The organism is Pontibacter sp. 13R65 (assembly GCF_047525655.1).
Classification (GTDB): domain Bacteria; phylum Bacteroidota; class Bacteroidia; order Cytophagales; family Hymenobacteraceae; genus Pontibacter.
Genome location: NZ_JBLIQL010000011.1, coordinates 147568 through 161282, shown reverse-complemented (window position 1 = coordinate 161282; position 13715 = coordinate 147568). Strand labels below are relative to the sequence as shown.

Here is a 13715-nt window from a genome sequence, read left to right as displayed (position 1 = left end):
TTTTTACTACCTTCAAACTGTGGCAGTAGGGGCACTTGAGCTGAATAGTTATCTCGCACATAACTCTCAGCTAACACCTCTGCTGCCATTTTTATCCCACCATCATACATTCTAGACCACAACCAGCACCTGATCGGGGAGTGGGCGTAGCTGATAGCCAGCATCCCGCAGTCCGACAAGTACGCCATCCTAACCTGGTACCGAGGTTGCCGCAAGGAGCTGGAGCTGATCCCCAACTGGATTGTAGAGTCACCCAAGTACGCCAACCTGGTGGGCTACCTGGAGGCCGAGCGCCAAAAGGGCGTGAAAGCTTTTGCTGCTGGCGGCATGACGGTGGATGCGGCAAGCCCGGTGCCGGCAGATGAGAACAGGCCCCTGAGCAAGTTTGAGCAGCAACTGCTCCAGGAGGTCCGGGAACTGAAGGAGGAGGTCTTTAGCTGGCCACGCCAGCTGGAGGTGCACAACAACGTAGGCGACACAAGGGATAAAATGAAACAGCTAAACGACCTGGAGGCAAGAGCTTTTGTGTAGATTTTTGTATCTTTGANGGGAACTGAAGGAGGAGGTCTTTAGCTGGCCACGCCAGCTGGAGGTGCACAACAACGTAGGCGACACAAGGGATAAAATGAAACAGCTAAACGACCTGGAGGCAAGAGCTTTTGTGTAGATTTTTGTATCTTTGACTATCCGAAAAGAAGCTCTCCTAAGGGGTTAGGTTTGCCGGGCATAGGATGATGAGGTTTAACTCAGAGAAGGAGCGGACACTAGTTGTCCGCTTTTTTTATTTCCTCAGAAGTAGGGGATAATTGGAAAAATGGTGCCCAATTTGGTGCCCAGTAAAATAAAAATGCCCTTTAGAGTTATCTAAAGGGCATTTCCGTGATCCCGTTTGGATTCGAACCAAAGACCTACTGCTTAGAAGGCAGTTGCTCTATCCAGCTGAGCTACGAGACCATTGTTTGCCGGAAGAGTAGAACTTCCTTTAAACGAAAAATTTCGGAATTACTTCCGAAATTTTCTTGTCGGGGTGGCAGGATTCGAACCTACGACCTCCACATCCCAAATGTGGCGCGATACCGGGCTACGCTACACCCCGAACTATGCTTTCAACTCCGGTAAGCAACTAAACTGTGTCGCTGTTAATGTTGAACGCGGTGCAAAAGTAAGAGAAGTTTTTTAATAACCAAAATTATTATTAAAAAATTTTTTCTTGCGGAGGGGGGGGGATTCGAACCCCCGGTACCCTTACGAGTACGGCAGTTTAGCAAACTGCTGGTTTCAGCCACTCACCCACCTCTCCGGTGCCCCTTTCTGCTAAAGGGTATGCAAACTTACAACAATCTCCACGAAACACAATAGCTTTTGCAAAAATTTAGTTCCAAAAACTTTGCTTTCCTGCTTCTATGGGGGCTTTATTTGAACTAACTTATTGATTCTATTTATCTTCCCTCTTAACTGAATGCCTAAATTTTTTTCATTTTTTTTCAAAAACAGCTTGCTGTGCGGGCAAGCACGTTACTAGTTTAGGTTCCATTACTCAATCCACAACAAAATTCAGCTTTTGCTGAAAGTACTGTTCCCAAAATCGCTCTTTAATAGTAGCAAACCGGCTAATGAGTAAAATAATTTTTATAGCCGTGTTTTAGTATCTTTGTTCCCGGAGCTTATAGCCGTTTCGCTATTGCCGATGATTGCAGGTTATTTATTAAGCTCATAGATTTCTTTCCAATTTGAAGCATCCATGACCTGGTACCAAACTATAACATTTCTGGAGATCCTGTTCGGTGCTCTGTTTTTAGGAGTCTATATTGGCTACTTGATGCGGGTGCGGAAGGTGGCTCTTTTTTTTAAACAACGACCGCACATCGTATGGTTTAAATTTGTTCTTCGGCATGTCTATGTGCTGCTGCTGGTAATTGCTATACTGGGGCCCTCTTTTGGAGCCATGAAAAAAGAGATCAAGACCATTGGCAAAGACCTTTATATTGCCGTGGACTTGTCCGAATCAATGAATGCTACCGATGTGCAGCCTTCCCGCATCGAAAAAGCCAGGCACGAAATGCAGCGTCTTATTTCCCGGTTTAATTCAGATAAGATCGGCATTATTGTGTTTTCTTCTGAAGCATTTCTGCATACACCGCTTACCTTCGACCAGGAGGCTTTGCAGCTTTATACCAGAACACTCCGAACCGACTTGCTTCCCTCTTCCGGTACTGACTTTACTCCTGTACTCCAACTGGCACTCGAAAAGTTCACGCAAAACCAAACAGCCGACACAGAGCAGCAGAAGGCACGCGTGCTGGTGCTGATCAGCGATGGAGAAGATTTTGGGGAAAGACGCCAGAGACTGATAGACGAGCTGCGGGAACAAAATATACGGGTGTTTGCCCTGGGCATTGGTACACCAGATGGTGGTCGGATTCCGGTACCAGGCGGTTATAAAAAAGATAATAACGGCCAGGTGGTATATACCAGACTTAACCCAGAAGCCTTGCTTCAGCTAGCCGACCAGACAGATGGCGAATATTTTGAGGTAGATGACCGAGTGAGTGAAGTTAACCGGCTTATCAGCAGCATTAACAACATAGAAGGCGAATTGCGCGAAAGTAAAACGGTAGACGTAACGGCCAATAAATACATTTACCCACTAGCGTTGGCTTTTTTCCTTATTCTGGTTGATATCCTGATACCTGTTAAGCTCATTAGTGTATGAAACCGTTGCTTTTGCTTTTATTTCTGATCAGCGTGTTTGGTGGAGGACTGCAGTCTATCGCCACAATAAACCGCTATGCAAAGGAGGCGGCACAAGCTTATCAGCAACAGGATTACACTTTGGCTATTGTAGCCTACGAGTATCTTCTCAACGATCTGGAGGTGCAGGACGACCAGATAGGACTTAACCTGGCGCACGCTTATTTCAAATCTAATTTGCTCGATCAGGCGCTGCAACAGTATCAGCAACTAGCTAATCACCCGTTTCAGCACATACGTGCCGTGGCGGCCTTGCAGACCGGCAACATTGCCGTTCGCAAAAACAAGTACAAGCAGGCGCTGCATTATTTCAAAAAAGCCCTCATTGCTGAGCCCGCTAACGAAAGTGCCCGTTACAATTACGAATTGCTGAAAAAATACCTGGCACTCCATCCGGAGGTTGTAGATGCAGAGGATGAGCCGTTGGATTCTGAGCCTGAAAATGCTGATACAACGGCAGATGAGACGCCGCCGGCTACGACAGAGGAACTGGCTCCAGCACCAAAGAAAAAACCCGATAGCCAGGGCACTGAGCAGGAGGAAATAGAGACGCAGGAGCAATCGGAGACAGGTGCTTCAGAAAAGAGGAGTCGATCTGAAAATTCGCCACAACAGAATACTTCTGATATAGCTGAGCAAACGAACAAAGAACAGGAACAGGCAGCCGGGCAGATTTCCGGGGATACTGAAGGGGTTAACATGGATAATAACCCGGAGCAGACGCAGAGTAGCTCCAGAACAAGTTCAGAGAGTACATCGGACGAGGATCAGCGTGCCCAGACGCGTCGTAGCCGGCTGCAGCAAATGAACATTAGCCCCGAAAAAGCGCAACTCCTCCTCGATGCCATGCAAAGTGTAGAACTGCAATACATCCAGCAATTACCCAAAAAGTCAACTAAAAAGCCCGACACCTCTAAACCAGACTGGTAGCAAACGTAAGCGCCCACTAGATGGATGGTAGGATTGGAAGTTAGTATCTCGCTGTTGCCGGTATAAAACTGCACTGGGATTGAGGGAAGTTAAGGTAGCAAGCCCTTAAGTGATTTAGTAGAAAACTACCTCCGGAAGGCTCTTTTCATTAGAGAAATTTATGCGTTGTGCTGATAGGCTTACTTTTAAACTTCAGAAATTTAAGGATGGGCGAGTTTTTAATTTCCCTTTAGTGGATCTGAGTAACAATTGTTCCAAACATTAAGCATAAAGCGCTCTTGGTCTGATTTCTGCCAAAAAGCCTCCGGAAGGTCAAAATCATTAGCATAATTTCAGATGATGCAAAAACAGTGAAGCCGGTAAAGAATTTCTCCTCTGCCGGCCTCACTGTTTTTTTATTTGATACTAGAATCTATCTTCTATTGTTTCGGCTATGGGTTTAGCCGGGGATGAAGTGAAAACATATCTGAAGTCAAACAGGCGCTTGGTTCTCAGCAATTCCTCGTTTTCTTTAAACTCAGACCAGCTGGTGAGCAATACCAGCTCATCCGACTGCTCTACCAACGACTCCAGCGAATCTACATACGAGATCGGCAGGTTGTAAGAAGCTTTGAACACTTCATTCGCCATAGGGTCGTAAGCTACAATGTTGGTATAGCCTTTCTCCAGCAGCTTCTCTATGATAAACTTGCTCGGTGTAAAACGCACGTCATCGGAGTTGCTCTTGAAGGAGAGTCCGAGAATACCAATGGTGCTGTCTTTGGAGGCAACAGCGGCTATTTTCTCAGCCATGTGCTCCTTTATTTCTTCGTTTATCTGCAGGTTAGCATCCAGTATTTTAGCGGTAAAGCCGTTTTCTTGTGCAATGCTGCTAAGAGCGGCTGTGTCTTTTGGCAAGCAGTAGCCGCCATAGCCACAACCAGGGTACACGTAGCTCGACATAGCTGCAGGCTGTCCATGCCAGCGCTTGTCTTCATGAAGAATTTTAAAGGCTCTGGCTACATCTATATCACCAATATGATCTGCTACCATCGCCATCTCGTTCGAGAAGCTAATAAGGGTAGAAAGCAGCGTGTTGGAGAGGTACTTGATGAACTCAGCAGAGTTGTAGTTTACATAATGGATCGGCGCCTGGAAAGGTTGGTAAATCTGGTTCAGAATTTCCTTGCTTTGCTCATCTTCCACGCCAATTACCACTCTGTCGGGATTCATAAAATCATCCCAGGCATAACCTTCTCTCAAAAACTCTGGGTTAGAGGCCAGTCCTACCGGTTTGTTGTATTCTCTGTTCAGTTGCTCCACATACGGCTTTACCTGGCGAGATATAGTAGAAGGCGGAACAGTAGATTTGGTTACAATTACTTTAAAAGAGCCATCGCTTGCTTCAAACACATTTTTTACGGCGTCCAGCAGGTAAGTCAGGTCTGCGCTGCCGTCTTCTTTGCCTGGAGTACCTACGCAAATAATAATGGCTTTGCTGTTGTTCACAGCCTCTTCAAGGGAGGCATTTACTATAAAATTATTTCCCAGTTCATCGCGCAATGCCTCATCTAGGTGCGGCTCGTAAAACGGAACTTCGTAATTTTTTATTTTCTCTAGCTTCTGCGCGTTTACATCAACGCCGTAAACTTTAAATCCTTTTTTGCTGAAACCTAATGCTGTTGTCAGACCTACAAATCCTAAACCTAATACTGTAATCATTGCAGCTTACCGTTAAAAGTGTGTAAAAATTCTAAATACCTTCTGATGCCTTCTTCAACTGATATTTTTGGGTTATAATCCAGGATTTCCCGTGCCTTGCTGATGTTCGGGCAGCGTCTGTTCGGGTTATCTGTCAGGTATTGCTGATCGGCCGATACGCTGAACTTAATTTCGCCCTGGTAATCGAAAATAGCTTTGCCTTCGCGGTTAAAGATTTCGGCAAACTCCCGCACCGATAGCTCCGGCTTGTCCATGCCAATGTTAAACACATCGAACTTGCCGTGCAGCAGCACCTTCAGGTAACCGGTAATGGCATCGGTAATGTAGCAGAAGGTGCGGGTAGGTGTTCCGTCAGAAAGAATTTCGAGGTCGCGGCCTTCTACTACGGCTTTGGCAAAGTCAGCAGGTAGTCGCTTATCGTTTATGTTCATGCCAGGGCCATAGTTGTTGAATGGCCGGGCAATGCCAATGGTCATGTTGTGTTTCTCAGAGAAGAGGTAGCAAAGCGTCTCGCCGAAACGTTTGGCCTCGTCGTAGCAGGCACGTGGGCCGATGCTGGCCACATTGCCTCTGTAGTCTTCGCTAGTTGGTATAAACTCCGGGAACGGATCGCCGTAAATTTCGCTGCTTGAGAAGAACAGGAAACCTTTAAGTTGTTTCTCAGCATAAAAATCGAGCAGGCGACGCAGGCCGGTAATGTTGGCATCTACCGTTTCGATGGGGTGCTGACGGTAGAAGGTAGGGGAGGCGATAGACGCCATGTGAATTACAATGTCGGCTTCTGCAGCACCCGGAATGTCGGCTACATTATCTGTGATAACGTTGAAATAACGCAGCTCCACTTTTCCCTTGTTATTTTCTACGAGGGTGTCGAGCCAATCTTTGGTGCCAGTCAGGAAATTATCGAGGCCAATAATGCGCTTTAATTGCAGTTCCTCTGCAAAGTGAGAGAAAAAGTGCATGAAATAATATCCCAGAAAGCCGCCGCATCCGGTAATCAGAATAGTTGAATTTCGCAGTTTATCCTTTTCCGTGGTCGACAGCCCTTCGTAGATGGCCACCATATCCTCCTGCAGAATGCGATTCACTGTTTTTGACGCTATAGTATCACTTGTCATTTTCTGTTTATAGTTGGTTGTTAATAGCTATTTGTTTTTTGGTAATGATTGAAAGGTTGTATTGCTGTAGGAGGTTATAGTTAAAAAACCATCTATCAATTACTAAATCAGGCCAGTGCAGTTTTCTCCTGCAGTTTCGGAAAGAACATCTCCAACTGCTCTCTGTAAAGGCGCATCACCTGCGATTCTTCGTTTATTTCGACATCATTAAAAGTAAGTGGCTCGTCACGCTTCACATCACGCTTCAGTACAGATCCTTCTGCTAAGCCAATTGGTAGCAGGTTCTCTTGCCGCGCCACTTCAGAATTTTCGCATTGCCCGTAAGTATCGTAGCCTCCCAGGCCATCTAATTGCTTTCCTGCTTTCAGATCGGTTTTGGCAAGGGTTATAACATCTACAACTGGTCCGGCAATAGGTGCCATCACTACATCGTTAAATACTACCATTTTGCCAATAGAATGCGGAATTTCAAAATAGCACAGGTGGTAAGGGGTGTAGAAGCTGTAGAGCGGCCCTTTGCCCAGTTTGCCGTAGTCGAGGTACTTCTGTGTCATCGGGTCGTCGGCGGTGGCATATACGAAAACGCCCGGTCCGGGTTTTGGACCGACCACATAATCTACAATTCCTCCCATCCGCTTGAGCTCCTCTACATCATACATAGAAGTCATGTCGTCTATATGACCATCGTAGTTAATGCCAATCATGCCGCGCTTGGCCACTCCCATACCAGTTGCGTTGGCTACGCAGGCTTGTTCAAACGAGATTTTGGTTCCATCGGCAAACGAGGTTACCATTTCGGGCGTCATGTCCCAGGTAGCAGCAAAACCAGCTTGTGTAGTTGGGTTTCGGTAGTAGTCCTGGAGGCCTTTAATATTGCCGCACAGCAATGGGGTAAGGCCAATGCTTTTTACAAAGCGCACCAGGTTCATGATCACACCTGGTTGGTCACCGTCGCCACCGCTTATTAATACACCAGCCTTATCAGCATACACTTTTAATATAGGCCCGATAGTGGCATCTAGTTCGGCATTAAATAGCAATACATGCTTCTTATTCTCTATTGCTTTCATTACCACGTGCGTGGCATAGTGAATAGTGCCGGTCATTTCAACTATTATGTCGATGCCTGCTGCTTCACACACGATATCCGGGTTATCGGTAACGGCAAAGCCACCTGCCGACAAACATTTTTGCAGCGATTCGGCATCCTGGCAAACCTCTGGTGTGGTGCCGGCATGTTCAAAAGCATCTACAGCTTTGCTGATGGTCCTGTTCACGATAGCGGCTATTTCCATTCCGGGAGTATAGCGCATTACCTGGTTCACAACTCCTTTCGCCATAATGCCCGCACCAATAATTCCTACCCGGATTGGGTTTCCTTCTTTTTCGCGGGCCTGCAGATATTTATCTAATATAATCATGTTACTATTAAGGTTTAGCGGTGATCCTGTTCTGCCAAAGGAGCAAACCACCTGTATGTTAAGAAGTTAATGTTATCAGCTATTATTGTTGTGTGCAACGGCTTGGTAAGTGGTATAAACCGTGTTGCTGGTGATTGGTGCCGTATATCCGGTTGCTTAAGTGCAGATATTCACATTGGCTGTATATTAGAATCTTCAAATATATTTTTACCTGCATACGCTAATATTCGATTTCCGTTTACTGAATTTAGAAAATCCACTTTGAAAGGTAATCTGTCTTTAAATAACTGTTTGAAGATCAGAAGAATATTAATGATGAAAAGCTGTAGCTTCTTAATAACTTTAGCAACTACGTATTTATGCAGAAAGAAAAATGAGCTACCTGCCTCAGTAAGGAAGCTGACCAAGAAACCAGGTGCAACTGCAGAAGCAGGTGTTGAGTTTTTTAGGTAGAGCAGTAAGATTATTAAATTTTGGTAGCTAAACGTATTCATTGGCCAAAAGCGCAATATCTGGTTCATTGTATCAGCAAATTTTCGTGTTTCTAAGGTCCCAAGAATGCATTTGCCAATCTAAGTTAGGTTGTAAGAAGTAAGCGTATTTGGAAAAGAAAACAGTTGTATCGAATTGGATAACACGTCTGTTGATCCTATACTTAATTTGATACCTTGTACGGACATTCTCAAAATCTGTTATATTATTTTATTATAAATAAGCAATCAATAAATTGGATAAATATAATTCGAAGCAATTTGTAGTAAGCTCTAAAGGTATTATGAGCCGATGGAAAACAGAAATTTGAATCTAAACCTGATGAGAGGGAGGTCGTGAGTACAGGAAATGTTATAAAAGTGATTTAGCTTATTGATCTTAGGCTTTATTTGAAACCTTCTGTTTCTGCAAATTATATTTTTCGGCAGACCTTATCAGCTCAGCCTACTAATTGTACTTGTCAAATAATTCAGGTTGCTTCTAAAGCGAGGGCTAATATATTTCCATCAGTTCTTTTGAGCCAGATACCTTACATTTGTGTAAACAAGACATTATTTAGCCAATGCCCTTGCCAGTTTATGGCTGAAAGGGTATAAGAAACTAGCATGTATCTATGGAAATAGAAAGTCATTACCGTCAGTTGGAGGGGCTCTATCATACAGCCAATATACAAGACTTTTACAGCGGTAGCACAATACTGGTGAGTCGCGACCAGGCAGAAATCACTTTGCCAGCAGATTCAAAGTTCTTCCATGGGGCAGCGGCTGTTCATGGGTCAGTTTACTTTAAGTTGCTGGATGATGCTGCCTGGTTTGCCGCGGCCTCCATTGTACAGGATTATTTTATAGTGACAAGTTCTTTTCAAATCAACCTGCTTCGGCCAATTAAGGAAGGAATATTAAAGTCTAAAGGAAAAATTCGGTCGGCTTCGAGGCAGCTTATTATTGCGGATTCAGTTTTATATAACCAAAAAGGCAAAGAAGTGGCTTTTGGTACTGGTCAGTTCATGCGCACCAGCCAGCCTATTTCAGCGCTGGATGGCTATAAACAACTTTAAATTAAGATAAAAGTAAAGAGGGAGGCTGCTTTTGCAACCTCCCTCTTTACCAAACATAAAAATCACCAATTTATGTGAAATCTGATGTTTATTTGTTTATTTTACTATGCTACTGCTTTTCCATCTCCTTTCAGCCACCCTACTGTCTGTTCTGCAACAGGCTCCGGTAGTTCAGGTTTCATATACAATGGCAAATTATAATTTAACTCCTCATATAGCTTTCTAGCCTTTACATGCAGCGAAAAGCTATCGAATGAATTTTTAAAGGACATAAAGTTGGCGCCCTCTACAATGCCATGCTCACCTTTCAGGCGAAGGGCCTCCACCAGATTATCGTCTTTTACGTTGAAGGTTAGTTTTGCTAAACCATCTTTCATAAAAATACAATTTAAGGAGTTTCCATAGTCTTTGATCAGCAGGATATTGCCTACCGATAGCCCTTTGCGTAGTTTCTCTAATTCCTTCATGTTCAAATTAATATTCGTAATCAAACTCTTTATAAGGGCTCGAAGTAAAAAATTGCACGACAATAAAAATCATAGCTGTAACAGTTCTTCAAAGCTTTAAGAGTATATATATAAATTAATAGAATCCGAAGGTATTAGATATAGCACGGCAAAATGTGGGTGTGTCGCCGGTTTTGCTATAGCAAAGAGAGATTTTTTCTCTGAAGCTCTCTTGGTGTTTTATACTCTTAGTTGTTTTAAAATGTTTCTTTTCGGTGCTATTTTATTTTCATTTTTTTTCGGCTGTTTTCTGAAGAAGACTATATGAGCAAGAGAGTACATTGTAGCACCGATTTAAGTTTTATCTTACCAATAAATACTGTGCAAGGTCCTTTACTAAAAGGAAAATAAGATTTAAGCGTCTCCTTTACATTTTATAGGAGATTAAAAACATCTCTTCCATGTCACGTTTTCAAGCTTTTGTGCGGGCAAATAAATTACCAATAGTGCTTTTTAGGGGTTCCATTTCGAAATGCTTTTTTTAAAAGTCTGATATTTTAATACAATTTTAATATTTTATGAAGTTTTCACAGGAATGCTTAATAGCAGGATAATTCAATTTTTGATGCTTTGGCTAGCGAATTGTACTGCTTTTGTACCTGTTGTACAGTAATTTGTTCAAAATTGTAAATACCAGAAGGGGAAACATAATCGTTATGAAAAGGCAGTAGGGCAAGGGATTTTGAATTTTACTATCATTTTGCGCCTCAATTACCTTCACATTTTAGGGGTTACCAAATTTTTCTAATGAAATTACCCTTCTAGAGCCAATTTGGCTATTTTTGAGTTAGGGAGCCTGTTTAAATAGGATAGAGGGAGGCTAGATTAGGAGAAGTAAACCAACTGCTGAACCGTAACACAAACAATAGCCTTTCGTTAGGTAGTAACAGAACTTACTGCTTTTAGCACGTAAGGCACTGTGAACTCAACCCTAGATGATCTAGTACTTATACCATACATCTGTTGTTTTTGCTTACGTCTGTTTGTTAATAAGGTGGGATCCTGCTATTATCATACAACAAAACTTAGTTAAAGAGATTATGCAAATTAAAGAAGTTTATATCGTTTCAGCTGTCCGGACTCCTATAGGAAGTTTCGGAGGAGCGCTGGCTTCTCTTTCTGCCACGCAACTTGGAGCTGCTGCTATCAAAGGAGCACTCGAAAAAGCAGGCATAGATAAAGTGTTGGTGCAGGAAGTGATAATGGGGAATGTGCTGTCGGCTAACCTGGGGCAGGCTCCAGCACGGCAGGCAGCGATTTATGCCGGATTAGGGCATGAGGTGGAGTGTACAACAGTGAATAAGGTATGCGCTTCCGGGTCCAAAGCTATTATGTTTGCTGCACAGGCCATTATGCTTGGCCACAAAGACATTATTGTGGCAGGTGGCATGGAAAGTATGTCTAATGTGCCATTTTACCTCGACAAGGCCCGGTTTGGCTCTAAGCTTGGCCACGGCCAAATGATCGACGGCTTGATCAGAGATGGCCTTTGGGATGTGTACAATGATTTTCATATGGGCAGTGCTGCGGAAAACACAGCGCGTGAATTGAAAATTACCCGCGAGATGCAGGACGAGTATGCTATTAACTCTTACCGGAAGGTAGCTGAAGCTGCAAAAGCAGGTTACCTGAAAGACGAAATAGTGCCCGTAAAAGTGCCACAACGCGGAAAGGAAGCCCATGTAATCACAGAAGACGAAGAGTACCTGAAGGTAAATTTTGACAAAGTAGCCTCTTTAAAACCTGTTTTCGATAAGGCAGGCACTGTAACAGCTGCCAATGCCTCTACCTTAAACGATGGTGCCGCTGCAGTACTTTTAATGAGCAGAGAGAAAGCCGAAGAACTCGGCGTGAAACCAATCGCCCGCATACTAGGTTTTGCGGATGCAGAGCAGGACCCAGTTTGGTTTACCACCACACCGGCTTTGGCTATACCGAAAGCCCTAAAGAGTGCCGGAGTAGACCCTGCAGAGGTCGACTATTATGAGATAAACGAAGCATTCTCGGTCGTATCTATTGCAAATAATCAAAAACTTGGCCTGGAGGGCGGCAACGTAAATGTTTATGGCGGGGCTGTGTCGCTGGGGCACCCGCTGGGTGCCTCCGGAGCACGTATTTTGGTTACGCTTTGCAACGTGCTCGATAAAAAAGGCGGTAAGATAGGAGTAACAGGTATTTGCAACGGCGGTGGAGGTGCTTCTTCTATTGTAATAGAAAAAATATGAATTGCCCTTTGCGGCACACAATTTGTCAAAAGCCTTACATTATCCGTAAGGCTTCTTTTTTGCTTTTTCAGGTAAAAGAAACTGCTTATAGCCAGAACTTTGTTAGAAGGGGATAAGCAGGCAGCTGTAGGAAACCTGGTTGCCGATTCGCTACTTTTGCACCATTACCTATTTAAACCAAATGACACTAATACTCAGATTTCTTTCCATGTTCGCGGCTATGTGGCTTGTTTCAGGTGCCTTAGTTGCCCAAACGAAAGTTGTCACCTACCACAACGACGACCGTTCTTCTGTTAAAGAAGTTTATTATATAACCCCAGATTCTCTTATTGTTGGTAGCTACAACCGCTTTTACTCTTCAGGTGAGCGCGAGGCTGTGGCTAAATTTGTGGATGGGAAGAAAGACAGCACCTTTACTGAGTTTTACCCAAACGGGCGGGTAAGGCTGCAGGTAACGTATAAAGACGATGTAAAGCAGGGGCCATTCCGTTCTTATCACCCAGATGGAAAACTGCTGCAGGAGGGAAGTTTTGAAAACGATCAGCAGAGTAATGTCCTCAAAACCTATTTCCCGGATGGCACGCTGCGGCAGGAATCGGCTTTTGTGAACGGATTTCCGGAAGGTGTGGTGAAAGAGTATTACCAGTCTGGGAAGCTGAAATCGGAAATTACCTACAGCAACAGCAAGCAAAACGGCCTTGCTAAAACATTTTATCCTAACGGACAGCTAGAGACAGAGGCAAACTACCGCAATGGCATGCTGGAAGGTTCATATAAAACTTACTTCGATAACGGACAACTGGAAACTGTTGTGGAGAATGTGGCAGGGCAAAAGCAGGGGAGTTACAAAAGCTACTTCCGGTCCGGCAAGCTAAGCACCGAAGGCAGTTTTATGGCCGGTAAAATGCATGGACAGGCCAAAGCTTATTATGAGAGTGGCAAACCCAGAAGCATCATTGAATACCGCAACGGGGCTATACACGGAGCTGCCCAATACTTTTACGAAAAAGGTAACCTTCGGGAAGAAGGGATTTACAGCAACAACGGCGACGACCGCAAAGTGGTGCGCTATTACCCGTCCGGTAACGTGCAGTCAGAGGAGCAGTTTAAGAACAAACTCCGGACTGGTAACTGGAAAACCTATTTCGACGCTCCTGGCAGAAAGGTGAGTCAATCCGAAACATACGCTAACGATCGCCTAACAGGAGAAAAATTATCATTTCACGAAAACGGGCAAGTGAAGGAGAAGTACAAGTATGACAACGGCAAGATTATCGGTCCAAGCTTTACCTATCATCCTTCCGGTAAGCTAAAATCTGAAACTGCCTACAAAGACGGCCTCCGGTTCGGTCCTTTCAAGCAATTATTTGAAAGTGGCAAAACTGAAATCACCGGCCAGCACCGCAACAACAAAGCCACCGGCAACTGGAAATATTTCGATGAGCAGGGGAAACTGCTGAAGACTGTTGTGTTTAGAAATGGGGAGATAGTGGAGACGAAGGAGAAGTAAGCAA

Annotated in this window: 12 protein-coding genes and 3 tRNA genes; 6 read left to right on the top strand and 9 right to left on the bottom strand. The window is 44.2% G+C overall.

Going from position 1 to position 13715, the window contains the following annotated elements:
* Positions 1-188, bottom strand: a 188-nt coding sequence (locus tag ACMA1I_RS14550; protein ID WP_337069109.1) for a hypothetical protein, incomplete at its 3' end; no start/stop codon positions are given.
* An 82-nt stretch (positions 189-270) separates the two neighbouring features.
* Between ACMA1I_RS14550 and ACMA1I_RS14545 the strand changes: the two genes are divergently transcribed.
* A complete protein-coding gene (locus ACMA1I_RS14545) occupies positions 271-531 on the top strand; it encodes a hypothetical protein (protein WP_337069108.1) in 261 nt (86 codons plus the stop codon).
* Positions 532-880: 349 nt separating this feature from the next.
* On the opposite strand, the gene ACMA1I_RS14540 is transcribed toward ACMA1I_RS14545, so the two are convergent.
* The 3 genes from ACMA1I_RS14540 to ACMA1I_RS14530 all read right to left on the bottom strand — a co-directional run bounded on the left by ACMA1I_RS14540 (position 881) and on the right by ACMA1I_RS14530 (position 1300).
* Positions 881-954 (bottom strand) — tRNA-Arg (locus ACMA1I_RS14540).
* 68 nt (positions 955-1022) lie between these two features.
* Positions 1023-1096 (bottom strand) — tRNA-Pro (locus ACMA1I_RS14535).
* Between the two features lie 117 nt (positions 1097-1213).
* Positions 1214-1300 (bottom strand) — tRNA-Ser (locus tag ACMA1I_RS14530).
* Between the two features lie 441 nt (positions 1301-1741).
* Between ACMA1I_RS14530 and ACMA1I_RS14525 the strand changes: the two genes are divergently transcribed.
* The gene (locus ACMA1I_RS14525; RefSeq protein WP_337069104.1) at positions 1742-2713 is read left to right on the top strand and encodes a vWA domain-containing protein; all 972 of its coding nucleotides are present in this window, start codon (positions 1742-1744) and stop codon (positions 2711-2713) included.
* The gene (locus ACMA1I_RS14520; RefSeq protein WP_337069103.1) at positions 2710-3681 is read left to right on the top strand and encodes an aerotolerance protein; all 972 of its coding nucleotides are present in this window, start codon (positions 2710-2712) and stop codon (positions 3679-3681) included. Before ACMA1I_RS14525 ends, ACMA1I_RS14520 begins: the two co-directional genes overlap by 4 nt.
* Positions 3682-4086: 405 nt before the next feature.
* Here the strand turns inward: ACMA1I_RS14520 and ACMA1I_RS14515 are convergent, their stop codons facing one another.
* The 4 genes from ACMA1I_RS14515 to ACMA1I_RS14500 all read right to left on the bottom strand — a co-directional run bounded on the left by ACMA1I_RS14515 (position 4087) and on the right by ACMA1I_RS14500 (position 8442).
* Positions 4087-5382, bottom strand: coding sequence for a UDP-glucose/GDP-mannose dehydrogenase family protein (locus ACMA1I_RS14515; RefSeq protein WP_337069102.1), 1296 nt, complete (start codon positions 5380-5382; stop codon positions 4087-4089).
* Entirely contained in the window at positions 5379-6500 is a 1122-nt protein-coding gene (locus ACMA1I_RS14510; protein WP_337069101.1) for an NAD-dependent epimerase/dehydratase family protein, read from the bottom strand. Before ACMA1I_RS14510 ends, ACMA1I_RS14515 begins: the two co-directional genes overlap by 4 nt.
* Before the next feature lie 107 nt (positions 6501-6607).
* Complete coding sequence (locus ACMA1I_RS14505; RefSeq protein WP_337069100.1) at positions 6608-7921, bottom strand: NAD(P)H-dependent oxidoreductase; 1314 nt, start codon at positions 7919-7921, stop codon at positions 6608-6610.
* A 170-nt stretch (positions 7922-8091) separates the two neighbouring features.
* Positions 8092-8442, bottom strand: coding sequence for a hypothetical protein (locus ACMA1I_RS14500; protein WP_337069099.1), 351 nt, complete (start codon positions 8440-8442; stop codon positions 8092-8094).
* A 584-nt stretch (positions 8443-9026) separates the two neighbouring features.
* On the opposite strand from ACMA1I_RS14500, the gene ACMA1I_RS14495 reads away from it, so the two are divergent.
* Positions 9027-9470, top strand: coding sequence for a PaaI family thioesterase (locus ACMA1I_RS14495; protein ID WP_337069097.1), 444 nt, complete (start codon positions 9027-9029; stop codon positions 9468-9470).
* 104 nt (positions 9471-9574) lie between these two features.
* On the opposite strand, the gene ACMA1I_RS14490 is transcribed toward ACMA1I_RS14495, so the two are convergent.
* Positions 9575-9937, bottom strand: coding sequence for a hypothetical protein (locus ACMA1I_RS14490; protein WP_337069096.1), 363 nt, complete (start codon positions 9935-9937; stop codon positions 9575-9577).
* Between the two features lie 1079 nt (positions 9938-11016).
* On the opposite strand from ACMA1I_RS14490, the gene ACMA1I_RS14485 reads away from it, so the two are divergent.
* The gene (locus ACMA1I_RS14485; protein WP_337069095.1) at positions 11017-12201 is read left to right on the top strand and encodes an acetyl-CoA C-acyltransferase; all 1185 of its coding nucleotides are present in this window, start codon (positions 11017-11019) and stop codon (positions 12199-12201) included.
* A 181-nt stretch (positions 12202-12382) separates the two neighbouring features.
* A complete protein-coding gene (locus ACMA1I_RS14480) occupies positions 12383-13711 on the top strand; it encodes a toxin-antitoxin system YwqK family antitoxin (RefSeq protein ID WP_337069094.1) in 1329 nt (442 codons plus the stop codon).
* Positions 13712-13715: the final 4 nt, after the last annotated feature.

Bases quoted from the DNA above. Each gene is read 5' to 3' on its own strand.
- ACMA1I_RS14525 (WP_337069104.1), top strand. From the start codon at position 1,742: ATGACCTGGTACCAAACTATAACATTTCTGGAGATCCTGTTCGGTGCT.
- ACMA1I_RS14520 (WP_337069103.1), top strand. From the start codon at position 2,710: ATGAAACCGTTGCTTTTGCTTTTATTTCTGATCAGCGTGTTTGGTGGA.
- ACMA1I_RS14515 (WP_337069102.1), bottom strand. From the start codon at position 5,382: ATGATTACAGTATTAGGTTTAGGATTTGTAGGTCTGACAACAGCATTA.
- ACMA1I_RS14510 (WP_337069101.1), bottom strand. From the start codon at position 6,500: ATGACAAGTGATACTATAGCGTCAAAAACAGTGAATCGCATTCTGCAG.
- ACMA1I_RS14505 (WP_337069100.1), bottom strand. From the start codon at position 7,921: ATGATTATATTAGATAAATATCTGCAGGCCCGCGAAAAAGAAGGAAAC.
- ACMA1I_RS14500 (WP_337069099.1), bottom strand. From the start codon at position 8,442: ATGAACCAGATATTGCGCTTTTGGCCAATGAATACGTTTAGCTACCAA.
- ACMA1I_RS14495 (WP_337069097.1), top strand. From the start codon at position 9,027: ATGGAAATAGAAAGTCATTACCGTCAGTTGGAGGGGCTCTATCATACA.
- ACMA1I_RS14490 (WP_337069096.1), bottom strand. From the start codon at position 9,937: ATGAAGGAATTAGAGAAACTACGCAAAGGGCTATCGGTAGGCAATATC.
- ACMA1I_RS14485 (WP_337069095.1), top strand. From the start codon at position 11,017: ATGCAAATTAAAGAAGTTTATATCGTTTCAGCTGTCCGGACTCCTATA.
- ACMA1I_RS14480 (WP_337069094.1), top strand. From the start codon at position 12,383: ATGACACTAATACTCAGATTTCTTTCCATGTTCGCGGCTATGTGGCTT.